We start from the raw sequence: 15,884 nt of genomic DNA, 5'->3' as shown, positions 1-15,884 counted from the left end.
TGGGACAATTCTGTCTATTATGATCGAGGTTTAATCCGGGACGCTCTTTACCATCTTGCGGTCCAGCCGGGATAAAGTGGGGGTCATGAAAGCCTTATTGCTCGCAACGGCGGCCGCTGTGATGGCCGTACCGGCCCTGGCCGACGACCTGACCGTGTCGCCGTGGACGGGCTCCTACGACAATCTGACCGCGACGATCGGCGGCGAAGCGCATGGCGCGGTGTTCGGACCGTGGCTGCCCAAAGGCGGTCCGGCCGATCAGCGCTGGGCCAGCGGGGCGGCCGATCTCAGCCTCAAACTGCAGCGCGATTACGACAGCGGCCTCACCCTGGCGCTCAAATCCTCGTTCGAAGTGCTGCGCGACCGGCTCAGTTACGACAATTACGGCGGCAATCTGGTGCAGAAGGTCTATGCCGTCGCCCAGACCGGCCTCGGCAGCCTCGAATTCGGCATGACCGACGGCCCCGGCTATGTGCTGTCGGTGACCGGGCCGGTGGTCGACGAATATGTCTCGCTCGACAATCCCAACACGACGTTCTTCATCGATCCGTCGACGGGCCGGCCGTTCATCGAGGCCTTCAACCTCGAGACCGAGGTCGAATCCTCGCTCAACTACGCCAAATTCTCCTATTACACGCCCCGCCTGTTCGGGATTCAGATCGGCGTGTCCTACACCCCGTCCGAGGGGCGCGAGGTCATCCCCTTCCTCAACAACGGCCCGCATGCGCCCAATCGCCAGAAAAGCATCTGGGAAACGGCGGTCAGCTATTCGCAGCAATTCGAAGACTTCAGCCTCGGCTTTTACGGCTCTGCCGCGTTCGGCCACGGCGACGGCAAAGGCGCCAACGATGCCGGTCTGACCGACTGGGGCATCGGCAGCGAAATCGACGTGCCGTTCGGCGAGGAGTGGAAGCTCGCTGTCGGCGGCAGCTACCGCCATACCAACACTTACGGCTTCGAGATCTACGAGGCCCAGAACAGCGCCGATACCGAAGGCGCGCATCTGTCGACCACGCTCGCCTGGAACGATTGGACCTTGGGCGGGGAATATTCGAGCGGCACCACCCGCACCCTCGGCGAACCCAAGCTGGGCGTGCGCGGTTTCGGCGTCGCCGCCGGCTATCGCATCAATGAGAACCTGCAGGCGACCCTCGGCTGGCAAGAGCTGCACTACACCCGCGACACCGGCACCTTCTACGACGGCTCGCAGCGGATCGCGATGAACGCCCTCTTCCTGCACCTGACGTTCAAGGTGCCCGGCAGCGGTGACTAGAGCGCTTTCAGGAAAAGTGGAATCCGGTTTTCCGTTCGAAAGCGCGACCACTCAAGAATCTGGAGCAGTTCATCCGTTTCTGTGAAACGGTGAAATGCTCTAGATAAAATCGCTTTTCTTCACCGCGCTGAGGAGTTTCATCCCCGCCTGCGCGAGGTTTTCGGTGCCGCCTTCCTCGCGGTCGAGGATGACGAGCGCGTAGTCGACGATGGCGCCGGCTTTGCGCGCCGCTTCCGCCGCTTTGACGATCGAGCCGCCGGTGGTCGCCACATCGTCGATGATGATGACGCGCTTGCCCTCCAGGCTTTCGCCGCTGGCGAGGCCTTCGATCACTTCACCGGTGCCGTGATCCTTGGCTTGTTTGCGCACGAAGAAGGTGGCGACCGGCCTGCCGTCGGCATAGGACTGCGCCGCCAGCGCCGCGATCACCGGCACCGCGCCCATTTCGAGCCCGCCGACGTAATCGATGCCGTCGACCGAACGGATCTTTTCGAGGAGCGCCTTGGCGCAGAGATAGCCGCCTTTGGGGTTCATCATGGTCGGCTTGAGGTTGAAATAGAACTCGCTCTCGGCGCCGCTCGCGAGCTTGAAATGCCCGCGCCGGTACGAGCGCTCTCTGATGACCTCGATCAACTCCTGCACGGCATTTCTCCGACCCGAAACCGGGCCGAACATTGTCGAGCGGTCAGGCCGGGTCAACCCCTAACGCCCCGATCGCCGCAATTCCGCAAAAACCGAAGAGAAGCTGGGCGTTTCGGGCGGTAATGCCGCCGAGGGCGTACACCGGCAGCGGCGCCTGCTGGGCCATTCGATTGGCCCGCACCGCTCCCAGCGCCGCCCGGCCGGGATGGCTCGCGGTCGCAAACACCGCCGACAGGATCAGCGCATCGACATATCCCGCCTGCCGCAGCGCGCGCAGCGAATGCGCCGCTACCGTCACCAGCATCGGGTTACGCGCCCGGATCGCCGCCGCCTCGCCGATCCGCGTTTCCGGCAAATGCACGCCGTCCGCGCCGATCCGCCGCGCCAGCGCCACGTCCCCGGCGATCAGCAGGAAAAGACTGCGGGTGCGCGCCACCTCGCGCAGCGCGTGCGCCAAAGCCTGCCGTCGCGCGCCATCGCGGCTCCTGACGATCACCATGCTGCCGCGCGGCAGGGCAAGGGCCGCCGCCACCGGATCGCGGAGCCGCACGTCGTCGGTCATCAGTATCAGCGCCGGCAGTTCCGCCTTACCCCGCAGCCGGGCCGCCGCCCTTGCTATGCTCCGGCGTGAAGCGCTATCGCTCATCCCATGTCTCCCGTCGCCGCCAATCTAGAATACATCAAGGCCCGTATCGAGGCAGCGCGTCAGGCCGCCGTTGCGCCTGCGCCCGCCACCCATTTGATTGCGGTGTCGAAAACCCATTCCGCCGAGGTGGTGCGCGAAGCGCTGGATGCCGGCCATCGCCTGTTCGGCGAAAACAAGGTGCAGGAGGCGCTCGCCAAGTGGCCGGCGTTGAAAGCCGAGTATCCCGATGCCGAACTGCACATGATCGGCGGCCTGCAGACCAACAAGGCGAAAGAGGCGGTCGGTCTGTTCGACGCCATCCATTCGGTCGACCGCATCAAGCTCGCCCGCGCCATCGCCAGTGAGCGCGACAAGCAGGGCAAAAATCCGAAACTGTTCGTGCAGGTGAATATCGGCGAGGAGCCGCAGAAATCCGGCGTCGCCCCCCGCGAAACCCTGGCGCTGGTCGAAGAGGTGCGCGCGCTTCAGCTCGATCTCGTCGGCCTGATGTGCGTGCCGCCGTTCGACCTGGCCCCGGCGCCGTATTTCGGCCTGTTGAAAAAGCTCGCGGGCGAAGCCGCTCTGCCGCTTCTGTCGATGGGCATGAGCGACGATTTCGAGATCGCGATCAAATTCGGCGCCACGCATGTTCGCGTCGGCACCGCGATCTTCGGCGCACGGGATTATTCAAAACCCTAGAGCAGCAAAAAAGCTGTCATCCCCGGCCGAGCAAGCGTCAGCGCAGTGAGGGGAAGGGGACCCAGGTATTCAAGCTGCATTGGTGTCTAAGGATAGGCACGGCCAGTTCTGCGCAAGCGTGTGTGCGTCTCGACCTGGATCCCCTTCCCCTCGCCATCCTGCGCACGTCGTGCTGCGGATCGCTCGGCCGGGGATGACAGGGTTGGGCTAATACGCGGCGAGAAGCCTTCCGCTGGCGCGATAGGCGGCGGCGGCCTGCTGATGCGTGGCTGGCGCCGGGGCCGGCGACCACAGCTCGGCCGTGCGCGTCAGGCCGGTGCGTTCCGCGGCGGTGCCGTTCTGCGCCACGGCGGTGGCGGGTTCTTCGTCGTCGCCGATGACGGCCGCATACACCGTATCGCCGACGCTCTTGCCGGTGACTTCGGTGAACAAGGCATCGCCGAGCGAGCAGATGAGGCCGGTCAGTCCGCCGTACAGCGTATCGCCGGCGATCTTTTCCGGCGTGCTGATCTTGTCGCCGGTCAGGTGGCGGTAAATCGTCGACACCACCGGGATGTGCTGCAGCGGATTGATGATGTCGAGGAAGTCGCCGAAACTGAAGCCGGAACCGGACTCGGCTGCCTTCGCCGGCGCGGGCGGGGCCGCAAGCTGGCGGGCGTAATCCTGGTTACGAAGGACCATATCGGTTCCGGGCATGCCTTTAGTAAAGCAAGCCCCTTGCCAACCCGGCCCGCCGCGGAATCGTTCAGTTTCGCTTGCGCATCACCCGGCAAGAATTGCCGGTTGGGGGCACGTCGCTCTATCTTTTCTGCCCCACGCGGGCGCAAGGCTGGGCGAGCATGCACTGGGAACGCGGGCGGAAGTCCGCGCGCAGCGCGGGAAGGGGGGCTTGCAGCGCGCGGAGAGCAGAACGCATGTGGCGTCTGTACGCTCTACTTACAACAAATGCCCGGCTTTTTCCGCCTTTGTGCGCAGATAGAATTCGTTGTGGCGATTGGAAGGAAACGCGTGCGGCACCCGTTCGGCGACTGCGATCCCGGCTTTCTCGAGTCCCACGACTTTCTCCGGATTGTTGGTCAACAAACGAACCGACGAGAAGCCGAGCAGTTGCAGCATCCGCGCCGCCACCGCATAGACGCGCTCGTCGGCTTCGAAACCGAGGCGCTCGTTGGCTTCGATGGTGTCGTAGCCTTGATCCTGCAAACGATAAGCGCGCAGCTTGTTGATGAGACCGATGCCGCGCCCTTCCTGGGCGAGATAGAGCAGCACCCCGCCGCCGGCCCGCGCGATGGTCGCGATGGCGCCGCGCAGCTGTTCGCCGCAATCGCATTTGAGCGAGCCCAAAAGGTCGCCGGTGAAGCATTCCGAATGCAGCCGCGTCAGTACCGGATTTTTCGGCTCGCCGATCACGATGGCGACGTTTTCCGGCCCGCCGTCCCCGGCGCGGAAGGCGACGAGTTCGGTCTTCTCGCTGGCTTCGAGCGGCACCCGCGCCCGCGTCACGATGGCAAGGCTGTCGGCGGCGCGGGTCTCGTAGGCGGTGATGTCCGCGATTTTGAGATCGAGGCCGCCCCGCACCGGGCCGTTGACCACCACCGCGGCCGGCAAGAGCCCCGCCAGTTTGGCGAGCTTGACCGCTGCCGCATAGGCCGGGCCGAGCTTGGCGCGGCGGGCGTTGAACGGGCCTTTCATCGGGGCGTCGAGGTCGATGGTGGGGTCGGCGATGGCCCGCAGGTCGGCCGGACTGGTTCCGGACTTGACCGGCAGCGCCACCACTTGGGGCGTGTAAAGCCGGATTTTCAAGGTCCGCGCCCTGGCATGGCTGAGAATAAGAAGCGGCCGTTCCAGGCGTTTCAGGGCCGCGGCCGGGATGGTCTCGACGGCGAACATGGTGTGCACGCCGGGCGTCATTAGGCGCACCGGGCGGCCGGCGCGCAAGGCGTCGATGGCGGCGGCGACGGTATCAAGGCGGGTTTCGGGGGGCGGCAGGGAGCGGGATTGCGGCATGACGGCTATCCCAATACACCAGCACGGGAAAACCGGGTAGAGTCCGCCTGCTTCGGTCCCTAGGAAGCCTGATCGATCATGACGCAAGCCAAGCGTGTCCTGTTGCTGGAAGACGACGAAATGCTCGCCGAATCCCTGGCCGAACAACTGGGGCAGGAGGGCGAATACGCCGTGGTGCGGGCCGGCGATTGCGCCACTGCGCGCGAACGCGCCGCCGACGGCCTGTACGAGTTCATGATCCTCGATGTCGGCCTGCCCGACGGCGACGGCCGCGATCTCTGCCGCGAGCTCCGCGCCCAGGGCGTCACCTGCCCGATCGTGCTTTTGACCGCCGCCGACAGCGATGCCGACACCATTGCCGGACTGGATTCGGGCGCCAACGATTACATCACCAAGCCGTTCCGCTTCGCCGTCCTGATGGCCCGCGTGCATGCGCATTTGCGCAGCCACGACCGTAGCGAAGAAGCGATGTACCGCATCGGCCCCTATACTTTCCGGCCCAGCGCCAAGCTCTTGCTCGATGCCAAGTCGCGCAAGATCCGCCTCACGGAAAAAGAAACCAACATCCTCAAATTCCTTTACCGGATGGGCGAGACGGTGCCGCGCGAGACCCTGCTCAACGAGGTCTGGGGCTACAACCCTGCGGTGACGACGCACACGCTCGAAACCCACATCTACCGGCTGCGCCAGAAGATCGAAGAAAACCCCGGCGACGCGCGCATCCTGATCACCGAGACCGGCGGGTATCGTCTGCTGCCGTAGATCGGCGGTCATCTCGAGCGTCAAGCGTATCCCCCTCTTTCCTCCCCAGCGGTGCTCCGGCCGGAGTGTTGCTCAGATAGTGAAATAGCGGGGGAGCGGCGTAGCGCAAGCGAAGCTGAGACGGAGGGGGGCGTGCGCAGGCGTTCGGTCGATTCCCTCCGCTATTTTTAGAGCGTGCCACTCTGCTAATTGAACGCCGCGGGTGAGCAAAGACGTTTGCGATCCTTCCTGAGCCTGGATCGTGGCGGGCGCGGCCGCCAAAATTGACCCTACGTTGTCAAGCCGTGCGCCGCTCTATAGCGTGCGCCGGCAACACCGGCCGACGCGCTGGCGACATCGGGGGCTTTTGTGAATTTCAGGAACATTTTTTGCTCGGCGGCGCTGGCGCTGACCGTGTCCGGGGCGTGCGTTTCGGTTTGCGCAGCGGCGGCGGCCGAGACCAGGACGCCGCTGTATGATGCGATCGAATATAACGATTTGGGAAAGGTTCGCGCGGCGCTGCAAAACGGGGCCGACGTCAACGCCACCTATGACGGCGAAACCATGCTGCTGAAGGCGATCCGCGAAAAGGACATCGAGGTCACCAAGGCGCTGCTGGCGGCGCCCGGCATCGCTGTCAACAAGCGCGGCACCTATACGGACGATATGGGCTCCTGGACGCGCACGCCGCTGATTTTGGCAGCGCATATGGGGCAGGCGGAGATCGTCAGCATCCTGTTGAAAATGGGCGCCACGGTCAACGCCAAGGACTCGACCGACGAAATACCCGAGGCGCGCGGCGTTACCGCCCTCATCAGAGCGGCGGCGCGCGACCATACCGATGTGATCCGGGTTCTCCTGACCGAGGCCAAAGGTCTGGACATCAACTTCAGGACCCCGCACGGCGAAACGGCACTGTGGTTCGTTTCCGGGGCCGAAGATCTCGTCGCAGTGAAGATGCTGCGCGAGCGCGGCGCGGTAGCCAACGTCATCAGCAGCGAAGGCAAGTCGGTGCTGGTCACCACCATTTTTCACAAGCAGCACGCGGTGCTCGACTATCTGGTTTCCCAGGGTGTCGACATCAACCACGTCGACAACACCGGCATGACGCCGCTGATCGAGGCCGTGCTTTCCTTAAAAGGCGATAAAGGCAAGTACGCCTTCGCCTTTATCAAGCAGCTCTTGACGTACAAGCCGAAGCTCGATTTGCAGCCGAATGCGGCGGCCGGCAATGGCGGCTTTACGGCTTTGCATATGGCGGCGCGGTTCGGAAACACCGAAGCTGTGGGGCTTCTGCTCGACAACGGCGCCACGCTCGAATTGAAGAGCCTGGCCACGGGCCAAACGGCGCTCCATTACGCCGTCCTCGGCAAACAGATCGACACCGTCAAATACCTGATCAAGCGCAAGGCCAATCTGGATCCCGTCGACAAGCTGGGTACGACGCCGCTGACTGAGGCGGTGCAATTGTTCCAGCCGGATATGGTGGCGGTGCTTGCCGATGCGGGCGCCAGCCTCAATGTCCGTTCGAAAGCCAACGCCCTGGTGACGCCGCTGGTCGCGGCGGCCGGTAATCCCGATCCGTTCAAGTCGCGCGACACCCTCGCGATCATGAACACGCTTCTGGCTAAGGGCGCCGATGTCGATTTCGCCAGCAGCAACGGCACCACGGCGCTGATGGCCGCGGCGCGCCAGACCGACAACGGCATGGGTACGGCGCGCGCCACGCTCCTGATCAATAAAGGCGCCAAGCTCGACCTTACCGATGACCGGGGCCAGACCGCGCTGATGCTGGCGGCGGGCGCCGGCAACGAAAAGCTGGTGAAGCTGTTGATCGACAAAGGCGCCAATGCGCAGGCCAAGAACAGCGCCGGTGAGACGGCGGCCAATTACGCCAAGCGCGCCGGCCGAGGTGGTGGCGGTGCGCTGGCCGCAGCGGGCGTACAGGCGGCAGAGGCCCCCGTGGCCGGAAAACCCATCGCTGTGGGGGCGCTGATCGGCGCCTGGTCGGGCACGCAAGAGGGGATCGATTACGCCGTGATGAGCCTGTCGCTGACCAAGACCGGCACCTACAGCTTCACCTCGAAATTCACCGCCGCCGCGCTGAAGAAGTATCCCAAGGGGATCAATCCGCTGATCGCCGCCCATCAAGGCACCTATACGATCAACGGCGATGTCTTGGTGGTCTATCCCACGAACGCCGCGCCGGTTTCGTTTCGATGGGTGCTGGAAAAAGGCGTCCTGATCCTCGACGGCAAGACGCGGATGAAGAAGGGGAAGTAGCCGTTCCGAACGGCACGCGAGACCGCTTGTTTTCTGCCCCCCGTTGTTCACGGGGGGAAGTGCCTCGCGTCAGCGAGGCGAAGGGGGGTGTTCGCGCACATCTCGGTCTCAACGGAGAACCCGAACCGGCGGCTGATCCGGGCAAGCGAGAGCAGGTCGTTGTTCATCGCCCGCGATGTAGTATCAGCGGGTTTTCAAAGTTGGTTTGACGATGTGGAAGTTGCTGTTTCTGCTTCCGGCGATCCTGACCGCAGCAATTCTCGTTACGTCGTTTGTCAGAGGCGAAGCTTTCAATCCGGAGCGTTGGAGTGGGCCGCTGATCATCAAACGCTCAGACCGGTCCGGAAAATACTGGGCCGGTGTCGCCGTCGAGATTGTTTGGTTTGCGTTCGCCGTGGTCTGGGGTGTTGGAATGGTGTTTGGATGACCCATGAATTGGTGGAATTGGGTTCACCCTCTTCGCGTGCTCATTTCTTCGCTTGAAGGTCGGCCCCGCGGCTCCCATCTCTACGGTGTTGTTTGACCGCGCCGGAGAACCTGCAACTTGGTCGCAGGATAAAGGGTGCGGGGGAGGGGGGCTCCCCCTTGGTGCCAAAATCCGCAAAACAATTATGTTGCCGAAGCACGACAGCTCTGTCGGGGGCTCTCACATGAGAAGTGTATCTGATTCAATGGCTTGGCTTGAAGTTCTGGGCGAGATGGGCGGTTTTTCGACGGCGCCCGCGTGTTTGGCAACAATTCCCGGCTATCATCGCCGCCACTAGTTTGAAGCCTTTCGTGACTCGATACCGGGGTCTGCAAATTTGGCCGTCTGTACGCACCAGTGGGCAGAGCCTATCTGTAACGTGAGATTTCGTGGCTGGAGTTCGTCATGCGCATTTCTTCGCTTCTGATCGGTGCAAGCCTGGCCGCCGCGCTTACGCTTCCGGCGCTGGCCGCCGACGGCTGGATCAACGGCTCGTGGCAGACCTACGACGCCCGTGCGCTCAAGATGGATTCGGTGGTCGGCACCGTCCGCATCGACGTCAAGGACAGCGGCCCGATGGCGATCCAGGTCTCGGGCCTGCCCGACCGGGTCAAGCGGGTGCATGTCAGCACCAGCGGCGGCACCCTCAAGGTCGAGTCCGAGATGGTCGGTTCGGTGTGGGACTGGCGCCATTGGTTCGATTTCCGCGGCGTGAATTCCAATCCCGGCCAGCTCCAGATTCACATTGCCGTGCCGCGCGGCAGCGCCGTCGACGTCGAAGAGACCGCCGGTAATGTGACGATCGGCAACACCATGGGCCCGCTCAAGTTCGAAGTGCAGGGCTACACCGAATCTTCGGTCGGCAACGTCGCCTCGGCCAAGCTCGACATGGCCGGCGCCGGCAAGCTGACGGTCGGCAATGTCTACGGTCCGGTCGAGATCGACAGCGCCGGCTCGGGCAACATCCGCATCGGCGACGTCGCCCGCATCAAGGCCGATATCGCCGGTTCGGGCTCGATCGCGGTCGGTGCCGTCAACGGCCCGATCGACGTCGACATTGCCGGTTCGGGCGATTTCTCGGCCGGTACCGTGCGGGGAGGCGTCAAGACCTCGATTGCCGGGTCCGGTTCGGTGACCATCGCCGGCGGCGAGGCCGATCCGTTCAAGGTCGAGATCATGGGTTCCGGCAACGTCAGTTTCGGCGGCATGGCGGTCAATCCCAAGATCGAGGCGATGGGCTCGGGCAGCGTCCGCATCAAGGCCTATCGTGGCAATCTCCAGAATGACGGCGCCAAACTGAACATCGGCGGCTGATTTTCCCGGATTTTGCGGATTTGCGGACGGGTCGGAGGGTGCTCCGGCCCGTTCGTTTTTGTGCCGCGGAACCGGAATGTTTAACGGCTGTTAACCACCTGCCGCGAGTATCATGGGTCTGAAAGAGGCATGGGCATGGCGCGGTCCCGCAACCGGGTGGATGAGATTGCCGAGCGTGCGGCGACGCCGCCGAAGCCGGCGAAGCGTCATCGCACCTGGCCGTATGTGATCGTGCTGCTGCTCGCCTGGGGCACGATCTTCGGCGGCATCTTCTTCTCGCGCTTTCTGTCCGAACTGCCCGACGTCGGCAGTCTTTTGACCAACGGTCCGTCGCGCGACATCACCATCTACGACGACGCCCATCGCCTGATCTCGCGCCGCGGCCTGACCCAGAGCGAACTGATCGAAGTCCGCACCTTGCCGGACTACGTGCCCAATGCCTTCATCGCCATCGAGGACCGCCGCTTCCGCTCCCATCTCGGCGTCGATCCGATCGGCCTGACCCGCGCCGCTTACCAGAACGCCTCCGCCGGGCATGTGGTGCAGGGCGGCTCGACCATCACCCAGCAGCTCGCCAAGAACCTGTTCCTGGTTCCCGACCGCAATTTCCGCCGCAAGATGCAGGAAGCGATGCTCGCGCTCTATCTCGAGTACCGCTATTCCAAAGACCAGATCATCACCCTCTATCTCAACCGCGTCTATTTCGGTGCCGGCGTCTACGGCATCGAGGCGGCGTCGCAGCGCTTCTTCGGCAAACCGGCGGCGAAGCTCACGCTGCCGGAAGCGGCGATGCTGGCGGGCTCGGTGAAAGCCCCGGCGCGCTACAATCCGATGTTCGATCCCGACGCCAGTCACAACCGCGCCTCGGTGGTGCTGGCCGCCATGCAGGACGCCGGTTTCATCGACCAGGCGACTCGCATCGATGCCGAAACCACGCGCGCCCGCATCGTGCGCGGCTCGGGCACGCCCGGCGCCGGCTATTTCGCCGATTGGGTGATGAGCCAGATCCCCGGCTATGTCGGCGAGGTGCAGGAAGCCTTGGTGGTGGAAACCACCTTCGACGTCGACGTGCAGAACGAGGCCGAACGCGCCGTCACCGCCGGTCTTCGCGAGGAAGGCGCCAAGCTCAACGCCAGCCAGGCGGTGCTGGTGGCGATGACGCCCGACGGCGCCGTGCGCGCCATGGTCGGCGGTGCATCCTATCTGCAAAGCCCTTACAACCGCGCCACCGATGCGTTGCGCCAGCCGGGCTCCTCGTTCAAGCCGTTCGTGTATCTCACCGCCTTCGAACATGGCCGCAAGCCGAGCGACGTGATGAACGACGGTCCCATCAACATCCGCGGCTGGCAGCCGGAGGATTACGAAGGCAAGTATCGCGGCGAGGTTTCGCTGCGCGAAGCGTTCGCGATCTCGTCGAATTCGGTGGCGGTGCAGCTCACCCAGGAAGTCGGCCCCAAGGCGGTGGCGCATACGGCGCGGCGCCTCGGCATCGAAACGCCGCTGCAGGCGGTGTCGTCGCTGGCGCTCGGCACTTCGGTGGTGACGCCGCTCGAACTCACCGCCGCCTATGCCCCGTTCGCCAACGGCGGCGTGGCGGCCAGCCCGTACGGGATTGTCAGCATCAAGACGAAAGCGGGCAAGGTGCTGTGGCGGCGCAATACCTCGGCCCCGGCCCAGGTGGTGGCGCCCGACGCTCTCACCGCCATGAACGATCTGATGACCGATGTCGTTGCCTACGGCACCGGCAAGGCGGCGCGGCTCGACGATCATCCCACCGCGGGCAAGACCGGCACCACCCAGGATTATCGCGATGCCTGGTTCGTCGGCTTCACCGCCGATCTCGTCTGCGGCGTCTGGATCGGCAACGACGACAATCAGCCGATGATCCATGCCACCGGCGGCACCCTGCCGGCCCGCATTTTCAAGAGCTTCATGAGCGGCGCCGAACAAGGCCTGCCCGCCAAACCGCTGCCCGGCGGCACACCGCTCACGGCGCAGAACACCACCGATCAGCCGCCGGCGGACGGCCAGCAGGCGCCCGACCAGAAGCCGGATTCGTTCCAGCAATTGCTGGACAAATTGTTTGGGACGTGACCCTTACCGCGGCGCGTAGCGGTGCAGGGCGGGGCCGTGCTGGCGCAGCCAGGCTTGGGCCGGCGTCACGTTGCCGATGAGGTTTTCGACGATCCGCCAGAAGTTTTCGCCGTGGTTCATTTCCTTCATGTGGGCGACTTCGTGCGCCACCACGTAATCGAGCACGAAGGTCGGCGCCAGGATCAGCCGCCAGGAAAACGACAGCGAGCGCGTCGACGAGCACGAGCCCCAGCGGCTGGCGGTATCGCGCACGGTGATGCGTTTCGGCTTGATGCCGAGCTTGGCGCCGTATTCGAAGCTTTTCTGCTCCAGTTCGCGCTTTGCCTGTTTTTTCAGGAAATCCAACAGCCGCCGCGGCGCGTGTTCGGCATGGCCGCCAATGCGGATGATGCCGGGTTCGACCGACACCGGTCCGCTCTCGCACCTGAGGATCAGATGATCGGTGCCGCGGAAGGGAATGCGGGCGCCGGGGGCCAGCACGACGCGCGCCGGCACGTGGGCGAGCTGCTTGGCAATCCAATCGGATTCGCCGCGGGCGAATTCCACCGCACGGTCGAGCGCGCGCTTGGACGGGGCGATCACCATCACTTCGCCGGTGGTCGGATGCACTTTCACGATCAGCCGGCGCGCGCGCGGATTCAGCCTGACGTTCAGCTCGACGGCCCGTCCGTCGATTTTCAACAACTCGCGCCGCACAATGCGTCTGGCCAACCGTTCGATCCTTTTTTGGAATGAAGCGCTTCTTATACGCGATGAAACCGTCGTCTCAACGCGGATGCGGCATTGTTTCTAGCCTTCAAATCACCGTACGCAAGAAAAATTGTCCGCCGGACATGTTGACTTTGTAATCCCGGATGGCTTTCGCTTACCACCGAAGCGTTGTGAAATAAGTCTTCTTCAAAGGACGATTGCATCATGCGTGAAGACAAGGTGGCCCTGCTCGCCGGCGCCTATTCTCTGGCGATGATCCTCGGAGCGTTGTTCTTTCAATACGTGATCGGCGTTCTGCCGTGCGAGATGTGTCACTGGCAGCGTTGGCCGCATGATGGCGCCATTGTGGCCGGATTGGGCGGCGCGGTCCTCTTTTATACGCACGTGATCGACCGCAATACGGTCAAACTCTTGGCGTGGCTCGCTCTGCTTCTCCTCGTCGTGACGGCGATGATCGGCGGCTGGCAGGCCGGTCTTGAATGGCGTTGGTGGCCCGGACCGTCGAGTTGCAGCGGCCCGCGGTTCGTCCTCAGCGCGAGCATGGACATCAATTCGCCTGTGGTATCCTGCGAGAACGCGGGTTGGCGCCTGTTCGGGATCTCGTTGGCCGGCTACAATTTCCTTTGTTCCATGGGCGTGGCGATCCTCGGCGCGCTGCTGCTCCTGAAGAAGATCAAACTGCCGGTTCCGGCGCTCGACCGCTGGGCCAATTCGTAAGGAGGCTCATCTGAGAAGACCGCGTCCTGCCGCGCCCGGCACGCACGCCGATACCGCCGCGATGATCCGGGTCGATCACGCCGGCGAATACGGTGCCGTGCGCATCTATGCCGGGCAGAAGGCGGTGTTCGGGGCGCGCAACTCCAAGGCCGCCGACGCGATCCGGCATATGGCGGCGCAGGAAGACGAGCATCTCGCCCGTTTCGATGCATTGATCGCCGAGCGCGGCGTGCGTCCCACCGTGTTGCAGCCGGTCTGGCACGCCGCCGGATTTGCGCTCGGCGCCGCCACCGCTTTGCTGGGCGAGCATACCGCCATGGCCTGCACCGAAGCGGTGGAAGAGGTGATCGACGATCACTATGCCCATCAGATTGCGGTACTGGGCGACAGCGATCCCGAGCTGAAGACCGCCATCGAAAAATTCCGCGCCGACGAAATCGCCCATCGCGACGCCGCGCTCGCCCACGGCTCCGAACAAGCCTTGGGCCACACGCTCCTCACGAGCGCGATCAAACAAGGCTGCAAATTGGCGATTGCCTTGTCGACGAAGATCTAGGGCGCACACACCTCTGTCATCCCCGGCGGAGTTAGCGCAGCGCAGCGACGGGAAGGGGACCCAGGTAGAGACAACAGTACGCTGCTGGCGATCTTCGCTCGCTCCTCATCACCGAAACCTCTACAGCACCTGGGTTCCCACGCTCTTCGCTGCGCTCAGATCGTTCGGCCGGGAATGACAGGTTTGTGTTTCCGCGCCTCCGCGTACTGGCCCTCTCGTTGAACATCGCACTCACCCCATCCGTTTCAGCCAGCCGGTCAGCATATCGGCGGTCGCTTCGGCGAAGGCGTCGATCTCCTTCAGCGGACGCGCGCGGTCGGAGAGGCGCACGCCCATCGCCGTGATGGTCGTTTTCACGAACTCGGCCGCAAAGGCGCGGGCCGACGGGCTTGCGTGCGGCAGCGCTTCGGCAATGAAATCGCTCATGATCTTCTTCGAACGCCGGTGCTGGGCTTGGCCTTCCGGGGTGTGGCGGTAGAGCGGCAAGGCCTCGTCGAGCGCGCGGCGGAACGGCGCCTCTTCGCATTCCGAGCGGAAGAACAGGCGGATCATGGCGCGCAACCGGTCGTCGGGGCGTTTGCTGCGGTCGCAGAGGGCGGTTTCGATCAGCGCCGCCGTCGCCCGCCATTCTTCGGTCTGCAGCCGGAACAGCACCGCCTGCTTGTTGGGAAAATATTGGTAGAGCGAGCCGACGCTGACGCCCGCTTTGTCGGCGATGGCCGCCATGGTGAAAGACCCGCCGTCGTTCAAAATGCGAACCGCCGCTTCCAGAACCGCGCCGACGAGATGGCGCGAGCGCGTCTGTTGCGGCTCTTTTCGCAAGGTTACTGCGGGATTTTCGCGCTGTGTCATGACCGTCGGAAATGCGAATTGTGAATGCGACGAAACATTCGCATTATTGTTGGAGTAACCGACAGATACAAGGCTTCCCCGATGACCGCTTTGCTCCAGTCCCCGATTGCTCCCGAGATTGCCCGCCTTCTGGCCGAGGCGCACGCCAGTGAGATCGCCATGAACGCGCAGCGAGCCGCCTTTACCGGCGATCCCACCGGCGACTATCGCGATTTCTACGCCCGCACCAAGGATTTCTATCTCGCCGTCGCGCCCGAGACCGCGCGGCTTCTTTATGTGCTGGCGCGCGCCACCAACGCCCAGGCCGCCGTCGAGTTCGGCGCCTCGTTCGGCGTTTCCACCTTGCATCTGGCGGCTGCCCTGAAGGATACCGGCGGCCGGCTCATCACCACCGAATTCGAACCGGCAAAAGCGGCGCAGTTGCGCAAGAACCTGGCCGCGGCCGGCATCGCCGATCTGGTGGATGTCCGCGAAGGCGATGCACTCGAAACGCTCGCCCGCGATCTGCCGGCGCGCATCGATCTCGTGCTGCTCGACGGCGCCAAGCCGCTCTACCCGAAAATCCTCAAGCTGCTCGAACCGCATTTCGGCGTCGGCACGCTGGTGGTCGCCGACAATTCCGATATGTGTCCGGACTATGTCGCCGTGGTGCGTGAAACTGCGAATGGGTATCTGTCGCTGCCGTGTATCGAGAACGTCGAACTCTCGCTGTGGATCGGCCGCTAGAGCGACGCGCGTTCTGATGCGATCCCCACTCTTTCCTCCCCCGCGGTGTTCTGCCCGAAGAGCTGCACGTTTTGCGAATAGCGGGGGAGCGACTGTCTTGGGTGTCAAGCGGGTTGCCATGGGCGTCGATCCCTGAGGATGGCGTTGAGGATGGTGAGTAACCGCCTGGCGACGGCGA

The 15,884-nt window shown here is 63.8% G+C and carries 16 protein-coding genes; 10 read left to right on the top strand and 6 right to left on the bottom strand.

Annotated elements, in window-relative coordinates:
• Positions 1-85 precede the first annotated feature (85 nt).
• Entirely contained in the window at positions 86-1,273 is a 1,188-nt protein-coding gene (locus FHS84_RS12510) for a porin (RefSeq protein ID WP_166934749.1), read from the top strand.
• A gap of 99 nt (positions 1,274-1,372) precedes the next feature.
• On the opposite strand, the gene pyrE is transcribed toward FHS84_RS12510, so the two are convergent.
• Positions 1,373-1,915: an orotate phosphoribosyltransferase gene (gene pyrE, locus FHS84_RS12505; protein WP_208393842.1), complete on the bottom strand. Its 543-nt coding sequence runs from the start codon at positions 1,913-1,915 to the stop codon at positions 1,373-1,375.
• A gap of 43 nt (positions 1,916-1,958) precedes the next feature.
• Positions 1,959-2,477, bottom strand: coding sequence for a thiamine phosphate synthase (locus FHS84_RS12500; protein WP_166934747.1), 519 nt, complete (start codon positions 2,475-2,477; stop codon positions 1,959-1,961).
• Positions 2,478-2,564: 87 nt separating this feature from the next.
• Here FHS84_RS12500 and FHS84_RS12495 point away from each other — a divergent pair, with 87 nt between their 5' ends.
• The gene (locus tag FHS84_RS12495) at positions 2,565-3,239 is read left to right on the top strand and encodes a YggS family pyridoxal phosphate-dependent enzyme (RefSeq protein WP_166934745.1); all 675 of its coding nucleotides are present in this window, start codon (positions 2,565-2,567) and stop codon (positions 3,237-3,239) included.
• Between the two features lie 207 nt (positions 3,240-3,446).
• Here FHS84_RS12495 and FHS84_RS12490 read toward each other — a convergent pair whose 3' ends face one another.
• Positions 3,447-3,920 (bottom strand): hypothetical protein, encoded by a 474-nt coding sequence (locus tag FHS84_RS12490; protein WP_166934743.1) that lies wholly within the window; start codon positions 3,918-3,920, stop codon positions 3,447-3,449.
• Positions 3,921-4,175: 255 nt separating this feature from the next.
• The gene (gene ribA / locus FHS84_RS12485; RefSeq protein WP_166934741.1) at positions 4,176-5,246 is read right to left on the bottom strand and encodes a GTP cyclohydrolase II; all 1,071 of its coding nucleotides are present in this window, start codon (positions 5,244-5,246) and stop codon (positions 4,176-4,178) included.
• A gap of 78 nt (positions 5,247-5,324) precedes the next feature.
• On the opposite strand from ribA, the gene FHS84_RS12480 reads away from it, so the two are divergent.
• The 5 genes from FHS84_RS12480 to FHS84_RS12460 all read left to right on the top strand — a co-directional run bounded on the left by FHS84_RS12480 (position 5,325) and on the right by FHS84_RS12460 (position 12,144).
• Complete coding sequence (locus FHS84_RS12480) at positions 5,325-6,008, top strand: response regulator transcription factor (protein WP_166934739.1); 684 nt, start codon at positions 5,325-5,327, stop codon at positions 6,006-6,008.
• Between the two features lie 348 nt (positions 6,009-6,356).
• Positions 6,357-8,270: an ankyrin repeat domain-containing protein gene (locus FHS84_RS12475; protein ID WP_166934737.1), complete on the top strand. Its 1,914-nt coding sequence runs from the start codon at positions 6,357-6,359 to the stop codon at positions 8,268-8,270.
• A gap of 211 nt (positions 8,271-8,481) precedes the next feature.
• Positions 8,482-8,697 (top strand): hypothetical protein, encoded by a 216-nt coding sequence (locus tag FHS84_RS12470; RefSeq protein ID WP_166934735.1) that lies wholly within the window; start codon positions 8,482-8,484, stop codon positions 8,695-8,697.
• A gap of 444 nt (positions 8,698-9,141) precedes the next feature.
• Positions 9,142-10,050: a GIN domain-containing protein gene (locus FHS84_RS12465; protein ID WP_166934733.1), complete on the top strand. Its 909-nt coding sequence runs from the start codon at positions 9,142-9,144 to the stop codon at positions 10,048-10,050.
• Between the two features lie 135 nt (positions 10,051-10,185).
• Positions 10,186-12,144 carry a transglycosylase domain-containing protein gene (locus FHS84_RS12460; protein WP_166934731.1) on the top strand — a complete coding sequence of 653 codons (1,959 nt, stop codon included), beginning with the start codon at positions 10,186-10,188 and terminating at the stop codon, positions 12,142-12,144.
• 3 nt (positions 12,145-12,147) lie between these two features.
• Here the strand turns inward: FHS84_RS12460 and FHS84_RS12455 are convergent, their stop codons facing one another.
• On the bottom strand, positions 12,148-12,855 hold the full coding sequence (locus tag FHS84_RS12455; protein ID WP_166934729.1) for a M48 family metallopeptidase: 708 nt from the start codon (positions 12,853-12,855) through the stop codon (positions 12,148-12,150).
• Positions 12,856-13,059: 204 nt separating this feature from the next.
• Here FHS84_RS12455 and FHS84_RS12450 point away from each other — a divergent pair, with 204 nt between their 5' ends.
• Positions 13,060-13,572: a disulfide bond formation protein B gene (locus FHS84_RS12450; RefSeq protein WP_166934727.1), complete on the top strand. Its 513-nt coding sequence runs from the start codon at positions 13,060-13,062 to the stop codon at positions 13,570-13,572.
• A gap of 61 nt (positions 13,573-13,633) precedes the next feature.
• Positions 13,634-14,128, top strand: coding sequence for a demethoxyubiquinone hydroxylase family protein (locus FHS84_RS12445; RefSeq protein ID WP_166934725.1), 495 nt, complete (start codon positions 13,634-13,636; stop codon positions 14,126-14,128).
• A 231-nt stretch (positions 14,129-14,359) separates the two neighbouring features.
• Here FHS84_RS12445 and FHS84_RS12440 read toward each other — a convergent pair whose 3' ends face one another.
• Positions 14,360-14,980, bottom strand: coding sequence for a TetR/AcrR family transcriptional regulator (locus tag FHS84_RS12440; RefSeq protein WP_166934723.1), 621 nt, complete (start codon positions 14,978-14,980; stop codon positions 14,360-14,362).
• Between the two features lie 81 nt (positions 14,981-15,061).
• Here FHS84_RS12440 and FHS84_RS12435 point away from each other — a divergent pair, with 81 nt between their 5' ends.
• On the top strand, positions 15,062-15,706 hold the full coding sequence (locus FHS84_RS12435; protein WP_166934721.1) for an O-methyltransferase: 645 nt from the start codon (positions 15,062-15,064) through the stop codon (positions 15,704-15,706).
• The last annotated feature ends 178 nt before the right edge of the window (positions 15,707-15,884 follow it).

It is taken from the genome of Rhizomicrobium electricum, assembly GCF_011762045.1.
In the GTDB taxonomy this organism is placed as follows: domain Bacteria; phylum Pseudomonadota; class Alphaproteobacteria; order Micropepsales; family Micropepsaceae; genus Rhizomicrobium; species Rhizomicrobium electricum.
The sequence above is the reverse complement of the archived record's forward strand: the minus strand, read 5'-3'. Positions and strand labels throughout refer to the sequence as shown.